This is a genomic window from Psychrobacillus sp. FSL K6-4615 (genome assembly GCF_038008225.1).
GTDB classification, from domain to species: Bacteria; Bacillota; Bacilli; order Bacillales_A; family Planococcaceae; genus Psychrobacillus; species Psychrobacillus psychrotolerans.
Map to the genome: position 1 here is coordinate 3491875 of NZ_JBBOYQ010000001.1, position 15351 is coordinate 3507225.

14 protein-coding genes, 2 tRNA genes and 3 rRNA genes are annotated in these 15351 nt (G+C 40.6%); 6 read left to right on the top strand and 13 right to left on the bottom strand.

From position 1 onward, the window contains the following. Positions 1 to 128: 128 nt before the first annotated feature. The 5 genes from MKX53_RS17630 to MKX53_RS17650 form a co-directional block, all read right to left on the bottom strand. A complete protein-coding gene (locus MKX53_RS17630) occupies positions 129 to 395 on the bottom strand; it encodes a hypothetical protein (RefSeq protein WP_340912980.1) in 267 nt (88 codons plus the stop codon). Continuing rightward, positions 392 to 919, bottom strand: coding sequence for an XRE family transcriptional regulator (locus MKX53_RS17635; RefSeq protein ID WP_340912982.1), 528 nt, complete (start codon positions 917 to 919; stop codon positions 392 to 394). The genes MKX53_RS17630 and MKX53_RS17635 overlap by 4 nt, the downstream gene beginning before the upstream one ends. A 76-nt stretch (positions 920 to 995) precedes the next feature. After that, positions 996 to 1199: a hypothetical protein gene (locus tag MKX53_RS17640; protein WP_340912984.1), complete on the bottom strand. Its 204-nt coding sequence runs from the start codon at positions 1197 to 1199 to the stop codon at positions 996 to 998. A 41-nt stretch (positions 1200 to 1240) separates the two neighbouring features. Further along, entirely contained in the window at positions 1241 to 1897 is a 657-nt protein-coding gene (locus tag MKX53_RS17645; RefSeq protein WP_340912986.1) for a Rha family transcriptional regulator, read from the bottom strand. A gap of 33 nt (positions 1898 to 1930) precedes the next feature. After that, on the bottom strand, positions 1931 to 2143 hold the full coding sequence (locus MKX53_RS17650) for a helix-turn-helix transcriptional regulator (protein ID WP_340912989.1): 213 nt from the start codon (positions 2141 to 2143) through the stop codon (positions 1931 to 1933). A 156-nt stretch (positions 2144 to 2299) separates the two neighbouring features. On the opposite strand from MKX53_RS17650, the gene MKX53_RS17655 reads away from it, so the two are divergent. The 4 genes from MKX53_RS17655 (at position 2300) to MKX53_RS17670 (ending at position 5330) form a co-directional block, all read left to right on the top strand. Beyond that, positions 2300 to 2707, top strand: a complete 408-nt coding sequence (locus MKX53_RS17655) for a helix-turn-helix domain-containing protein (RefSeq protein ID WP_340912991.1) — start codon at positions 2300 to 2302, stop codon at positions 2705 to 2707. A gap of 75 nt (positions 2708 to 2782) precedes the next feature. Then, on the top strand, positions 2783 to 3556 hold the full coding sequence (locus tag MKX53_RS17660) for a hypothetical protein (protein WP_340912993.1): 774 nt from the start codon (positions 2783 to 2785) through the stop codon (positions 3554 to 3556). Positions 3557 to 3638: 82 nt separating this feature from the next. Further along, a complete protein-coding gene (locus tag MKX53_RS17665; RefSeq protein ID WP_340912995.1) occupies positions 3639 to 4103 on the top strand; it encodes an ImmA/IrrE family metallo-endopeptidase in 465 nt (154 codons plus the stop codon). A gap of 54 nt (positions 4104 to 4157) precedes the next feature. Next, positions 4158 to 5330, top strand: a complete 1173-nt coding sequence (locus MKX53_RS17670; protein WP_340912998.1) for a tyrosine-type recombinase/integrase — start codon at positions 4158 to 4160, stop codon at positions 5328 to 5330. A gap of 106 nt (positions 5331 to 5436) precedes the next feature. On the opposite strand, the gene MKX53_RS17675 is transcribed toward MKX53_RS17670, so the two are convergent. The 5 genes from MKX53_RS17675 to MKX53_RS17695 all read right to left on the bottom strand — a co-directional run bounded on the left by MKX53_RS17675 (position 5437) and on the right by MKX53_RS17695 (position 10981). Then, positions 5437 to 5509: transfer RNA gene (locus MKX53_RS17675), tRNA-Thr, on the bottom strand. Between the two features lie 12 nt (positions 5510 to 5521). Next, positions 5522 to 5596: transfer RNA gene (locus tag MKX53_RS17680), tRNA-Asn, on the bottom strand. Positions 5597 to 5997: 401 nt separating this feature from the next. Then, positions 5998 to 6113, bottom strand: a 5S ribosomal RNA gene (gene rrf, locus MKX53_RS17685). A gap of 189 nt (positions 6114 to 6302) precedes the next feature. Continuing rightward, a 23S ribosomal RNA gene (locus MKX53_RS17690) occupies positions 6303 to 9231 on the bottom strand. 195 nt (positions 9232 to 9426) lie between these two features. Continuing rightward, positions 9427 to 10981: ribosomal RNA gene (locus MKX53_RS17695) — 16S ribosomal RNA — on the bottom strand. Together the 16S, 23S and 5S rRNA genes with 2 tRNA genes alongside form the textbook arrangement of a ribosomal RNA operon. 294 nt (positions 10982 to 11275) lie before the next feature. Between MKX53_RS17695 and MKX53_RS17700 the strand changes: the two genes are divergently transcribed. Further along, the gene (locus MKX53_RS17700) at positions 11276 to 11935 is read left to right on the top strand and encodes a hypothetical protein (RefSeq protein WP_093537829.1); all 660 of its coding nucleotides are present in this window, start codon (positions 11276 to 11278) and stop codon (positions 11933 to 11935) included. Between the two features lie 72 nt (positions 11936 to 12007). Here MKX53_RS17700 and MKX53_RS17705 read toward each other — a convergent pair whose 3' ends face one another. After that, the gene (locus MKX53_RS17705) at positions 12008 to 12685 is read right to left on the bottom strand and encodes a KinB-signaling pathway activation protein (RefSeq protein WP_093537830.1); all 678 of its coding nucleotides are present in this window, start codon (positions 12683 to 12685) and stop codon (positions 12008 to 12010) included. Positions 12686 to 12822: 137 nt separating this feature from the next. Here MKX53_RS17705 and gerD point away from each other — a divergent pair, with 137 nt between their 5' ends. Then, positions 12823 to 13425 carry a spore germination lipoprotein GerD gene (gene gerD / locus MKX53_RS17710; RefSeq protein ID WP_340913000.1) on the top strand — a complete coding sequence of 201 codons (603 nt, stop codon included), beginning with the start codon at positions 12823 to 12825 and terminating at the stop codon, positions 13423 to 13425. Between the two features lie 30 nt (positions 13426 to 13455). Here gerD and MKX53_RS17715 read toward each other — a convergent pair whose 3' ends face one another. Beyond that, positions 13456 to 14508: an Mrp/NBP35 family ATP-binding protein gene (locus tag MKX53_RS17715; protein ID WP_093537832.1), complete on the bottom strand. Its 1053-nt coding sequence runs from the start codon at positions 14506 to 14508 to the stop codon at positions 13456 to 13458. 78 nt (positions 14509 to 14586) lie between these two features. Then, entirely contained in the window at positions 14587 to 15300 is a 714-nt protein-coding gene (locus MKX53_RS17720) for an N-acetylmuramoyl-L-alanine amidase (RefSeq protein ID WP_093538023.1), read from the bottom strand. Positions 15301 to 15351 lie beyond the last annotated feature (51 nt).

Consider the following 15351-nt stretch of genomic DNA (forward strand, 5'->3'; position numbering starts at 1 on the left):
AGATCTACTGCTGATTAACTTGTCCGAGTTAGTCAGCTTTTTTTGTGCCTGTAAACTCTCTCCAAAGCACTCCTACATAAATCGATGCTGCTATCGTAACCACATACACCATTACACCTTCTGGACTACTAAACATGTCGTCTCACCGCCATTACATTAACTCCTGCTGCAACTAACTGTTCTAACAAAGTTTTTATATTGTCTTCAGCAATCTTCTTTTCTGCTAATCTCTTTAATGTTTCTAGCGAATTATTAATGTCCTGAACAAACATTAGAGCTTCTTTCAAATCACCTGTTTTAACACAATCTTCGATAGCTTTTCCGCAATCTAAAATGCTAGCGTGTTCTCTAACTGCTGCGTGGTAATCTTCTTTTTTGAATAAATTTTGGTTCATGCTAACCATCCTTTCGCTGTCCATCGCGGTAATAAACCTCTGATACAATCCTTTATAGATATCCGGTAATCTTTTTGCAGTTGGATAAGTAGATTATTTATAAATGCTTTACCATCTAGTAACTCTTCCATTAAACATTTGATTTCTTGCCGTTCCTCTTTGGTAATGGCACCAGGTGGCTTTGCTAAACAAACCTCTTCAATCTTTTGAATAGCTTCTTTGAGCTCTCTTAGAGTATGTGATTCAATTGATAACCGATGTTGTTCAATATTTGACCCTCTAAAAACAGGAGATGTATAACCTTCACTAAATTCATGAAGGACGTCAGCAATAAATTCTGGATTGTCGTAAGTTTCCATTGCTGATAGAGCAATCTCTTGCTGCATCTTCCGTCTGTCATTCTTCATATGACTTCCTAGTTGTCTACTAATATTCAAATCAAATGCTAGTTGGTCTCCATTCAACTCTTCCGTTTCCATTAATCTCGTAATGGCTTGTCCCATATTTGCGGCACTTTTAATCATTTCTCTCACTTCTCCCTTTTTTTGTATCTGACTGGCTCTTTTTTGATACGGTCACATGATTTAGAATGAAATTAGGTTAGAACGAAACAGATTGTTCATTGTCATCAATTAAAAGCCAACGATCAATTACATCTAAATCGAAAATTAAAATACCTGGTGATAGTCGTCTACAAGGAACACTTTTTGTTTTAAGCAAACGATAAATAGTTGTTTCCGACATATCACAGTTGATTGACTTTAGATACTCCGACAAGGCTTTGACTCCTCGTACTTTTCTCAAGCTAGCTCCTCCTTTCGGCTGTCTTTTGACAGCCCCCTCATTCACGCTGCACGTTTTGGAATCCAAGCTTCTACATATCTAATTGCCGCTTGTAAATCCTTCCTCTTAACGTCTTTGTATGAAGCAACTCCGAATCTATCTTTAATCTCTCGGTAGATTTCACCGAACATTTTTGGTCTAAATTCTGCAATACTTTCAATCTCGTAAACTTTTATAGCAACTGCTTTTTGTAATCTACGTTGTTCACCATGGTCAATGGTGATTTGGTTCTCTACTTTTTCTTTTAAGTCATTTACTTCTATCTTGAGGACCTCTACTTCCTCAGATGTATCTAGCGACAATTTCATCGAAGCTCGTAGTTGCTCTTTTTCTGTGAGCACTCTTGGTTGATGAATTACTTTTTCCATCTTGTTAAACGCATCAATATACTTGAGTTTGAACTGAATCGCTTCTTTACCTGTGAATCCCATTGCTAACAAAGTGAATCCATCACGATTCATGTAAATCATTCTGTAAGTTTGTTTATTTTGAGGATGTACATAAGAATCTTCCCAAAATAGGTCTGTCCAATTTTGGACACCCTCTTTAAGAGAATCTAAATCTCTCAAAACGTGTTGGTGATTTTTTGTAAATATCTCTGCAACTTGCAAAGAAGTTGTAACTGCTTGGTGATCTTGCATGATTACTAATTGATTCATGTTATTTCCTCCTTTTATATTAGTAATTGCATTTTATGCAACCACATTTTCAAAAAAATATTCATGATCTTTTTCAAAGAATTTCATAAGAGCATTTAACTCTTCAGCAGTGAATGATTGATCTCCTCGCTCTTTCCTATGATAGATCCACATACTACTTAAACCCAATACCTCAGCCATGTCTGCCTGTGAATACTTGCGTTTTTTTCGTAACTCTTTGATTCTCGCTAAGTTTAATTTTTGCATTTCATCACCGCCTTTCGTTGCGTTTTTTGCAACTCTTAAACATATAATACATTGCGTTTTTTGCAATGTCAATAGATTAGTAGCGTTTTTCGCAATTAATGTTTGCTATTTTTGCAAACATGGTAGAATGAGGATGTAAATGAGGAGGATAAAACGTTGGAAACACTAGGTTACAGATTAAAAAAACTCCGCGAGAAATTAGGATGGTCACAAAAAGAGGCCGCAAAAAAATTTGGCATTACTAATTTCCAATTATCTAGGTATGAATCAGACACTTCTAATCCTGACCCAGATTTGATTGCTAAATTTGCTATTGAATATGAAGTATCGACCGACTATCTTCACGGCATTACCGATTATAAAGAACCTTTATATAAACAAGCAGGTATATCGAGTAATGATTATAATAATTTATCTACTTACCAAAAAGAAGTAATAGATTTCTTTGTTACTAGAGAACAACTTTCTTTTAAGAATCAACCAGAAAATATATTGGATGCTTTAGAGCAATTTGAAGTATTCTATGAAGTTTGGAAGAAGCAACAAGATAAGAAGAAAAAATAATACTCTTTTTATATAACTGAGAATTATAAAGCTTTTCGTGATATATTTGAACTACTATAATATAGGAGGTTTGTAATGGGTGCATTTTTAATAACTTTAAGTTTTTTTGCTTTCTGGACCGGAGTTATAATGTTATTTATTGCTTATAAAAGAAAGAAACCTAAGAAAAAAGCCATTATCATAACAGTTTCTGCATTTGTATTAATGATAATTGGTGGAGCTCTTTCCCCAACTGTTGAAGAAACAACCGAAGAAGATCCGAAGCCTACTGAAGTTGCTGAAGATACACAAACTCCAGAAGAGAAAAAGGCTGAGGATGAAGCTAAAGCTATAGAAGAAGCTGATAAGAAAGCTAAAGAAGAGGCTGAAAAAAAGGCTAAAGCTGAGAAAAAGCTTGCAGATGACAAAGAGTATTATCTAAAAGAAGTTAAAACTAAAATAGATACTCAAATGGGTATGTATGATGAAGCTTGGTCTACAATCTGGGTACCTACTTTCGAAGGTATTGGTGATGGATCTGTAGATGTTTTTAAAGCTTATGAAAATATGAAAACACTAGAGCAAAGATATGAAACTCTTCAAGCTTCTTTTCCATCTATTCCTGATGAAGGATTATCAAAAGAAAACAAGAAACAATTAACTGAGTTTAAATCCAAAATGAAATCTGCTGCAATGTGGCGTGAAGAAGCTGCATCTAAAGCTAAAGAAATTATTAATGATGGAGATTTCAGTCCAGCTCGTTTAGATGAAGTTAAGACAGACGTTAGTTATTCTGATTCTGATATGTTGTTAGCTGTAGTTGCTTTAACTACCTTAGAAACAACTCTAGGAGTAGTGCGTGAAGAATAATTTAATTTTTAACCTATCCTTTCATTAGGACAGGTTTTCTTTTATACTAAAAATGGAACGTATGTTTGAGAAGAGGGATTCTATGAAAACCATTTATACACACTTAGAAGACTATATTTTTAATTTGTATACTAATATCGGAGTTTTCCACCCTAGGCAGTTAAATTCTGAAATTTTAGCATCTAGACTCGGATTGACTGTTTTGTATATGCCATATGATTCGGCAACTACCGGAAGTATAATTATGGTAGACGAACGTTTGTCGGACGCTAAACAATGGCAAGATTTTTGTCACGAATTAAATCATTCATTATTTCATCCGAGCAATCAACTCAAAATACCTAAACCATTTAAAGAGTATCAAGAATGGAAATCGGAGAGTTTTGCATTACATGCGTGCATACCAACTTTTATGCTAGAAAGATTAAAATTACCTGACACCGAATCAAAAGCAATATGGATGATACAAAAGATATTTAATGTTGAGCATGACTTCGCAAAAAAAAGGTTCGAACAGTACCTACGAAACAAACGAAGTATCTCTTAGTATCTATCAATATACAGACTTCGTGCTTATGCTTAAATAGAAAGGATTGAGCCTATGTCCTCTTTTAAAGAATTAGTACCAAATAAAAAATACCGCTTATATGTAGAATTAGGTTACGATGCTTCTGGAACTAGAATACGCAAAACAAAAATCGTGGAATGCTCGGGTAAGCGGAAGGCAGCCGAATTACTAAGGGAATTTGAGAATGAAGTAAAAGAGAACTTGCATTTAGATAATGACAATCCTACTTTTAAGGAGTTTTCATATAGATGGGAAAAGAATTATGCTGATAATGAGTTAGAGGCAACTACAAGTGAAAATTACTCATATCCAATGAAAAGCTTAATGAACCATTTTGGCAATAGTCGGATGAAAGAAATTACAACCTTTCAAATTGTTCGCTACTTTACGAAGGAAAAAGTAGGAAACAGTAATCTAGAGAAAAAATACAATCTACTTAAATCTGTATTCAAGCATGCTGTTCTATGGAAAATAATTGATGAGCGAAACAATCCTATGTATGGTGTGCAAAAGCCAAAAAATAAGCGAATGAAAGTAGAAACAAACCAATTCTTTGATAAGAACGAGATACCAGCTCTTTTCAAATCGATGGAGAACCTTTTGGAACATCAATATCTAATTGCAGCTCTTGCATTATTAGGTGGGTTGCGACGAGGTGAAGTCCTTGCACTTACTCCAGAGGTTATCAACTGGGAGACTAATCAAATACACGTTAAACGGTCATTGCAAAATTCAAAGAAACTTGGTTTACGTTTAAAATCGACAAAAACGGATGATGATCGCTATGTTACTTATCCTAAATCATTAATGGATAGATTAAAACAGTTCTACGAAGGCCAACTACTCCTAAAAAGTGAAATGGGGAACCTATGGGAGGGTTTTAAGGATGAGAAGGATAAAGATGTACTCCTTCTATTTTCTAACGAATACGGCAAGCCTTATCGTCCTGACAGTGTGACTCAGTTCTGGGACCGGTTTATTAAGAGAGGAAAAATTAAAGCAGTTTCTTTTCATGGTTTGCGACATTCATCAGCATCCTATTTATTGAGTGAAGGAGTCAATATGAAAGTCATTCAGAAGCGACTTGGCCATAAAGATATTAAGACGACTTTGAATATGTATAGCCACATAAATGAAGATGATGATAAGGATGCAAGCAATACTTTTGATAAGCTATTTAATGACCCTAAAAACGATGAAAATTAGTGTTTTCTCGAAATTGGTCACACATCGGTCACTTCATAGAGATAAAAATAAAAAAAGCAACCCTCCACAACTGTGAAGAATCGCATCATATCAACGTTTATTAGAAAGCTTCCAACCGGATTTGAACCGGTGACCTCTTCCTTACCATGGAAGCACTCTACCTACTGAGCTATGGAAGCAAAACAAAAAAATGGCTCCGAAGGTAGGACTCGAACCTACGACCAATCGATTAACAGTCGATTGCTCTACCACTGAGCTACTTCGGAACGTTTAATTATTTTAAAGTACAAGTATAATTATAGCAACTCTATTTAAAATTTCAAGCCTGTATTAAAAGTATATTTCAACAACTTATGTTGCTCTAAAATATATCTTTGACTAGCATATATTTAGATTTTTTTTATGTTAATAAAACAGGAATTTATAAATTTTAATCGTTTGTATTTACTAATAGCTACTTAAGAAAAACACGAAAAGTCGTTGCCGACTCTACCAATAACGTTTTTTTGCACGCATTAAAGTCTTCGTAAGCGACACTCGCTCGCTTCTCACGTATACCTACACCTCTAGCCCTCTCTATTTTCTCAATAACTGCCTGCAGCTTATTTAATTCTGTAAACACAAAGAAGTCGTTACCGATATAACTCGGTAACGACTTCTTTTTTATGCCCAGCGACGTCCTACTCTCACAGGGGGAGACCCCCAACTACCATCGGCGCTGAAGAGCTTAACTTCCGTGTTCGGTATGGGAACGGGTGTGACCTCTTCGCCATCATCACTAGACTCTTTCGGCTTCCAATACACATCGTACTTCTTCGTCAACTTCATTCGTTCGGTCAGTCACATACGGTAGTATGTTCCTTTCCTCTCTCAATTGTTTCCTCGAATTACTCGTGTCTTGAAACCCTCATGTAAAATAGAGTGCTTGTTCACTCAAAACTGGATAAACGACATTGTTACGTTAAACAAAATTTGGTTAAGTCCTCGATCGATTAGTATTCGTCAGCTGCACGTGTCGCCACGCTTCCACCCCGAACCTATCTACCTCATCGTCTTTGAGGGATCTTACTTACTTGCGTAATGGGAAATCTCATCTTGAGGGGGGCTTCGTGCTTAGATGCTTTCAGCACTTATCCCGTCCACACATAGCTACCCAGCGATGCTCTTGGCAGAACAACTGGTACACCAGCGGTGTGTCCATCCCGGTCCTCTCGTACTAAGGACAGCTCCTCTCAAATTTCCTACGCCCACGACGGATAGGGACCGAACTGTCTCACGACGTTCTGAACCCAGCTCGCGTACCGCTTTAATGGGCGAACAGCCCAACCCTTGGGACCGACTACAGCCCCAGGATGCGATGAGCCGACATCGAGGTGCCAAACCTCCCCGTCGATGTGGACTCTTGGGGGAGATAAGCCTGTTATCCCCGGGGTAGCTTTTATCCGTTGAGCGATGGCCCTTCCATGCGGAACCACCGGATCACTAAGCCCGTCTTTCGACCCTGCTCGACTTGTAGGTCTCGCAGTCAAGCTCCCTTCTGCCTTTACACTCTTCGAATGATTTCCAACCATTCTGAGGGAACCTTTGGGCGCCTCCGTTACACTTTAGGAGGCGACCGCCCCAGTCAAACTACCCGCCTGACACTGTCTCCTACCCGGGTTACGGGTATGGGTTAGAATTTCAATACAACCAGGGCAGTATCCCACCGACGCCTCCTCCGAAGCTGGCGCTCCGGGCTCTAAGGCTCCTGCCTATCCTGTACAAGTTGCACCAAAATTCAATATCAAGCTATAGTAAAGCTCCACGGGGTCTTTCCGTCCTGTCGCGGGTAACCTGCATCTTCACAGGTACTATAATTTCACCGAGTCTCTCGTTGAGACAGTGCCCAGATCGTTACGCCTTTCGTGCGGGTCGGAACTTACCCGACAAGGAATTTCGCTACCTTAGGACCGTTATAGTTACGGCCGCCGTTTACTGGGGCTTCAATTCGCACCTTCGCTTGCGCTAAGCACTCCTCTTAACCTTCCAGCACCGGGCAGGCGTCAGCCCATATACTTCACCTTACGGTTTTGCATAGACCTGTGTTTTTGCTAAACAGTCGCCTGGGCCTATTCACTGCGGCTCTTCTAGGCTATGAACCCAAAAGAGCACCCCTTCTCCCGAAGTTACGGGGTCATTTTGCCGAGTTCCTTAACGAGAGTTCTCTCGCTCACCTTAGGATTCTCTCCTCGACTACCTGTGTCGGTTTGCGGTACGGGCACCTTTCACCTCGCTAGAGGCTTTTCTTGGCAGTGTGAAATCAGGAACTCTAGACATACGTCCTCGCCATCACAGCTCAATGTTAAAGAATGCGGATTTGCCTACATTCACACCTTACTGCTTGGACATGCATAACCAACAGCATGCTTACCCTATCCTTCTGCGTCCCCCCATTACTCAAACGGTGGTTTGGTGGTACAGGAATATCAACCTGTTATCCATCGCCTACGCCTATCGGCCTCGGCTTAGGTCCCGACTAACCCTGAGCGGACGAGCCTTCCTCAGGAAACCTTAGTCATACGGTGGACGGGATTCTCACCCGTCTTTCGCTACTCATACCGGCATTCTCACTTCTAAGCGCTCCACCAGTCCTTCCGGTCTGACTTCAACGCCCTTAGAACGCTCTCCTACCACTGATACCAAAGGTATCAATCCACAGCTTCGGTGATTTGTTTAGCCCCGATACATTTTCGGCGCAGCGTCACTCGACCAGTGAGCTATTACGCACTCTTTAAATGATGGCTGCTTCTAAGCCAACATCCTGGTTGTCTAAGCAACGCCACATCCTTTTCCACTTAACAAATACTTTGGGACCTTAGCTGGTGGTCTGGGCTGTTTCCCTCTTGACTACGGATCTTATCACTCGCAGTCTGACTCCCAAACATAAATCATTGGCATTCGGAGTTTGTCTGAATTCGGTAACCCGGGATGGGCCCCTAGTCCAAACAGTGCTCTACCTCCAAGATTCTAACGTTTGAGGCTAGCCCTAAAGCTATTTCGGAGAGAACCAGCTATCTCCAGGTTCGATTGGAATTTCTCCGCTACCCACACCTCATCCCCGCACTTTTCAACGTGCGTGGGTTCGGACCTCCAGTAAGTGTTACCTTACCTTCATCCTGGACATGGGTAGATCACCTGGTTTCGGGTCTACGACCACATACTCATTCGCCCTATTCAGACTCGCTTTCGCTGCGGCTCCGTCTTCTCGACTTAACCTTGCATGGGATCGTAACTCGCCGGTTCATTCTACAAAAGGCACGCTATCACCCATTAACGGGCTCTAACTACTTGTAGGCACACGGTTTCAGGATCTATTTCACTCCCCTTCCGGGGTGCTTTTCACCTTTCCCTCACGGTACTGGTTCACTATCGGTCACTAGGTAGTATTTAGCCTTGGGAGATGGTCCTCCCAGATTCCGACGGAATTTCACGTGTTCCGCCGTACTCAGGATACACTCAAGAGAGAATGAATTTTAGACTACGGGGCTTTTACCCTATCCTGCGGACCTTTCCAGATCGCTTCGTCTAACTCATTCCTTTGTAACTCTATGTAGAGTGTCCTACAACCCCAAAAGGCAAGCCTTTTGGTTTGGGCTATTCCCGTTTCGCTCGCCGCTACTCAGGGAATCGAATTTTCTTTCTCTTCCTCCAGGTACTTAGATGTTTCAGTTCCCTGGGTGTGTCTCAGATGCGCTATGTATTCACGCAAATGTACTGCTCCATTACGAACAGTGGGTTTCCCCATTCGGAAATCTCCGGATCAAAGCTCACTTACAGCTCCCCGAAGCATATCGGTGTTAGTGCCGTCCTTCGTCGACTCCTAGTGCCAAGGCATTCACCGTGCGCCCTTATTAACTTAACCTAAAAGTTAAAAAGTCTTACACGTCATGATTACGTAAATAATCACAACAGAATTTCTTGTTGTTTATTGTTTCAATGTCGTTTTATCCAGTTTTCAAAGAACAAGAGTTGAATCTTCATATAAAATGAACATTCAAAACTGAACTGCAAAACGTTAAGATACGAATAAAGATTCGTATTCCGATATTATCCTTAGAAAGGAGGTGATCCAGCCGCACCTTCCGATACGGCTACCTTGTTACGACTTCACCCCAATCATCTGTCCCACCTTCGGCGGCTGGCTCCCGTAAGGGTTACCCCACCGACTTCGGGTGTTACAAACTCTCGTGGTGTGACGGGCGGTGTGTACAAGGCCCGGGAACGTATTCACCGTGGCATGCTGATCCACGATTACTAGCGATTCCGGCTTCATGTAGGCGAGTTGCAGCCTACAATCCGAACTGAGAACGGTTTTATGGGATTTGCTCACCCTCGCGGGGTTGCGACCCTCTGTACCGTCCATTGTAGCACGTGTGTAGCCCAGGTCATAAGGGGCATGATGATTTGACGTCATCCCCACCTTCCTCCGGTTTATCACCGGCAGTCACCTTAGAGTGCCCAACTAAATGCTGGCAACTAAGATCAAGGGTTGCGCTCGTTGCGGGACTTAACCCAACATCTCACGACACGAGCTGACGACAACCATGCACCACCTGTCACCGCTGTCCCCGAAGGGAAAAGCCTATCTCTAGGCCGGTCAGCGGGATGTCAAGACCTGGTAAGGTTCTTCGCGTTGCTTCGAATTAAACCACATGCTCCACCGCTTGTGCGGGCCCCCGTCAATTCCTTTGAGTTTCAGTCTTGCGACCGTACTCCCCAGGCGGAGTGCTTAATGCGTTAGCTGCAGCACTAAGGGGCGGAAACCCCCTAACACTTAGCACTCATCGTTTACGGCGTGGACTACCAGGGTATCTAATCCTGTTTGCTCCCCACGCTTTCGCGCCTCAGCGTCAGTTACAGACCAGAAAGCCGCCTTCGCCACTGGTGTTCCTCCAAATCTCTACGCATTTCACCGCTACACTTGGAATTCCGCTTTCCTCTTCTGTACTCAAGTCCCCCAGTTTCCAATGACCTTCCACGGTTGAGCCGTGGGATTTCACATCAGACTTAAAGGACCGCCTGCGCGCGCTTTACGCCCAATAATTCCGGACAACGCTTGCCACCTACGTATTACCGCGGCTGCTGGCACGTAGTTAGCCGTGGCTTTCTAATGAGGTACCGTCAAGGTACGAGCAGTTACTCTCATACTTGTTCTTCCCTCACAACAGAGTTTTACGATCCGAAAACCTTCTTCACTCACGCGGCATTGCTCCATCAGACTTTCGTCCATTGTGGAAGATTCCCTACTGCTGCCTCCCGTAGGAGTCTGGGCCGTGTCTCAGTCCCAGTGTGGCCGATCACCCTCTCAGGTCGGCTACGCATCGTCGCCTTGGTGAGCCGTTACCTCACCAACTAGCTAATGCGCCGCGGGCCCATCCTGTAGTGACAGCGAGATGCCGTCTTTTAACATCTCCCCATGTGAGGAAATGGATTATTCGGTATTAGCCCCGGTTTCCCGGAGTTATCCCAATCTACAGGGCAGGTTGCCCACGTGTTACTCACCCGTCCGCCGCTAAATCAGAAGAAGCAAGCTTCTTCGTCATTCGCTCGACTTGCATGTATTAGGCATGCCGCCAGCGTTCGTCCTGAGCCAGGATCAAACTCTCCATAATAGTTCACTTCCAGTATGCAGAGCATATTGAAAGCAAACAAATTAGAACTAGTTTAAAAGCTCATTTTGTTTTGCTGGCATCATCATTAAATGATGTCCAAAATTGTTTTGCTATCATCCTAACAAGTTAGTTGAAAGCTATGTTTCTTAACGTTTTGCATGTTCAGTTTTCAATGTTCATGTTGTTTAAGTGTCGTCTTGTTTCAGCGACCTTTGTATCTTAACATCTTTTTAACATTAATGTCAACACTAAATCATAAAATTAATTAAAACGATTTGAAAAGGTGTGTGTCCCTTGAAAAAATTAGCTGTATTAGTTGGTTTAGTAATAGTTTTAGGATTGGTTTTATTTAATGTACCAAAACAAATGCCATCGCTGCTCCCTGTTTTTCAGCTCACAGAAAAACCTGCTGTTATTTCAAAAGGTTCGTACGGCAATACAATTACAATAGATTTAACTTTTGGAAGGGATGACGTAGAAAAGTTTGTAACCGAATTACAAGCTCCTTATCCACATTTTTTTATAAGTATCGAATGGATAGAACGATCTGAGGAAATTATAGAAGTAATGAAAGATAAAAATATACCTATCAGCCTCTTAGGTAAAAATGGATCAACTTATATAGAAAATCCCACTTTGTTTAAAAAAGAGGTTAAACAATTCGAACAAGTAATTGGGGAAAAACCACTGTGGTTTAGAACAATCGATTATGAGTTTCCTATTGAATTACAAAAGGACGCGTGGGGACAGGAAGTAAATTTGCTTAGTTCTAGTAAGTACTGGTCCAACAAAGTTCCAAGTTTTGAAAAGGGAGACATTCTATCTATTCCTCTACACCAAAACGAACGAATTGATATTCAACAATTAACAAAGATCGTTCAATCTACAGAAATGATTACCATTGAACAAAATATATTTGGCTTAAAAGTAAAAACTAAAACCTTTCCAAATTAAAAATTAATTAGCACAAAGAAAAAAAGTAATATAAAAGTTGCTCCGACAATCAGTCGGAGCAACTTTTATTAGTTAGTTCTTAGCAGATGCTGCTTCTCTTCTTTTCTTTCTTCGTTCTTCTAATTTCAACCGATCCACTTCTGACTGCGCATTATATTTTGGCAAAGCCAGTAATTGGTATGCATTCACAGCAAGAATTGGGAATAATAAAAGTGTAACCCAACTATCGACATTATCTGCTCGTACCATTAAAACCGGTAGCCACTCCAAAGTAGAAATGACAATCATAAAAAACAAAGCAGAGATGAGTGCATGCTTTTTCGTTAGATTTGCTTTAACGACTGCTACTACTACTGATGTAATGATTAAGACCGCAAGTAAGATAACGTATAGCCATATTTGAGCAGTAGTTTCTGCATTAGGTCTAAAACGGAACATGATCAAATCAAAAATAACGAATGCAATAATTAATAACTGTACCCAATTCCACAAAGTAAGAGTTCTAAAAATATTTACTCCCATTTGGTGAACGGTTAGATAGGCAAAGAAACCCATTTGAGCAATTACACTTATTGTAAAGCCCATTACTACCATAAAGGCAAAGGCAGCAAAGAATTCACTCCATTGTCCCGCTTCAAAATATACGGAAAAAGCATCATCCCAACGTATAAATAAACCAAAAATACCTGTGATTAAACCACCAATTAACAAGGCATTTAGAAAGAATTTGAACCAATTTCTAATAGTCACTGCAATATTTCCTCCATCTTTTCTATTTCCTTTATAAAGTGTAACAAGCCTTTTAGGAAAAATCTATTTCTTCCTACTGACTATACATATTTCCAAACCAAATGTGAACAATAATCGAAAGGATGGTGAACGGATATATGAAATACTTCGCACTATTATTAATGAGTATTGGATTTCTTGCTAGTTGTAGTTCTCCCGCTGCTCAGCCTTCTTATGAAGAAAACAAAAAAATGTTCATCGATGCTCTACAGACAGAGGATGGTAAAAAAGCGATTCGCACATTATTATCAGATCCTCAATTTAAGGAACTACTTGTATTGGACAGCGAACAAGTGAAAACTTCGGTGGAAGAAACGATGCTTTCAAAAGAAGCAGAGGACTTTTGGAAGGAAGTTTATTCGGACCCCAAATTTTCAGAAACAATGGCTAAGAGTATGGTTAAGCAACAAGAGGAATTGATGAAAGCCTTAATGAAGGACCCTACTTATTTAAAGGACTTAGAAAGCTTTTTTGGTTCAGCAGAGATGAAAAAAGAATTAGGAAAAGTAATGGAATCCAGCGATATGAGAAAAGAAATACAAAAAGTAGTGGAAGAGACTATTCAAAGCCCATTGCTACAGGCTAAATGGCAAAAACTAGTCGAGGAAGCTGGAGGTAAATCTGAAAAAGGCGGAGCTGAAGGAGGAGGAGGAGAATCAGGGTCCTCTGAAGAAGATAAGAAAAAAGAAGAAGAAAAATAAGGCCGCTCCACTAAGGAAACGGCCTCTTTTTTATGCTTTTTCAATAACTTTTTGTGCAATTTCCAGATAGATTTTCCCTGTATTATGTGTTTCATCATAAACGGATGGAGCAAAATCAATGTCGTTCCAGTCCGGTTGACCTAAAGGTAGTTGCCCAAGTAATTCAGTACGAAGCTCATCGGCAAGCTTTGGACCTCCACCTTTACCAAACACAAATTCTTTTTCCCCTGTAGATTTAGACTCATACCATGACATATTCTCTATTACACCGAGAATTTCATGGTCTGTTTGAAGAGCCATTGCCCCTGCTCTAGCAGCAACGAATGCAGCTGTCGGATGTGGTGTAGTTACGACGATCTCTTTTGATGTAGGTAGCATTTGGTGAATATCTAAAGCCACATCTCCAGTACCTGGTGGTAAGTCTAGTAGAAGAAAGTCTAACTCTCCCCATTCAACATCTTTGAAGAACTGGTCCAGTACTTTTCCAAGCATAGGCCCTCTCCATACTACTGGTGTATTATTCTCTACAAAGAAGCCCATAGAGATTACTTTAACGCCTTTGCGTTCTACCGGAATGATCCGATCTTCAATGATTTGCGGGATATCTTTTACGCCCATCATATCTGGTACACTGAATCCATAAATATCCGCGTCTACAAGCCCTACTTTTTTACCTAATCGAGCAAGTGCCACAGCTAAGTTAACGGATACGGTAGATTTACCTACGCCACCTTTACCAGAAGCTATAGAAATAATTTTAACTTTGCTGTTTGGAGAAAGAATGTTTTCATTATCACTTTCTTTTGTTTTCCCTCGGAATTGTTCCAGTACCTCTTTAGGTAATTCCTCAAAACGAATACCTACTGTTGCTGCTCCAGCTTCTTTTAAAACTTCCACAACTTTTCCTTGTAGTTGCATTTGTTCAGCAGAATTTATTTTAGCTATAGCTAACTTTACACTTACATGATTTTTTTCTTCTTTAATTGACACTTCGGATATCCCGTTTGTTTCTTCTAATGTTCTATGTAAAAACGGGTCGTTTAATGCTCCTAGCAATGTACGAACTTGTTGCTCATTAATCATCTGTAGACACTCCCCTTAAGTTTAACTATTCGCCTCATAGTATACCATAATAGAGTGTCTACAATACGCTACTTTGTCTTAGTAAATATTATCCTCAACAAATTGAACTACACCTTCAGATATAGCTTCCACCATTTGCTTTTGATACTTTTCAGATTTTAGTAATTCCCGCTCTTCGTTATTACTTAAAAAACCAGTCTCTACTAATACTGCTGGTGCATTTGCTTTCTTCAAAATATATACCTGCTTAATCGCTAGTGCTTCTCGTTCTGTGTTTCCAATCTTTTCTCTAATAGAACCTTGGATAGATTTAGCTAATAATTCGCCACCCGCGTGCCCTTCCGCATGATAAAAGACTTGTGCACCTCTCCATCTTTCCTCTGGAACTGCGTTCACGTGCAAACTTATGACTATGTCCGCCTCTGAGTTATTCATAATTTCTTCACGTAACAAAAGGTCGGCAACCTTTCTAGCTCTCGTAGTCGGAAAATCTTCATCCGGCTTGTGCTCAGCTATAGCATCACCTTCTTTGCTGCGCGTCATAATTACTGTTGCACCCTGTGACTTTAACTTTTTCTCTAGCTTCAATGACATAGCGAGTGTTATATCTCGCTCAACTGTATCCCCGTTACTAGCCCCACCATCAATTCCCCCATGCCCTGGATCAATGACAATTCTTACTCCACTCATAGGTTCAGGCAAGAAGAAACCAATATCACTCGCTTTTGTTCCATACACAACTGCAAGAAGGGATATCAAAAACAAAACCAAGATAATTAGCCATTTTTTCAGGTTCATCGCTCCTTTTTCACTCATTATACGTACAAAGGACAAATAGTATGA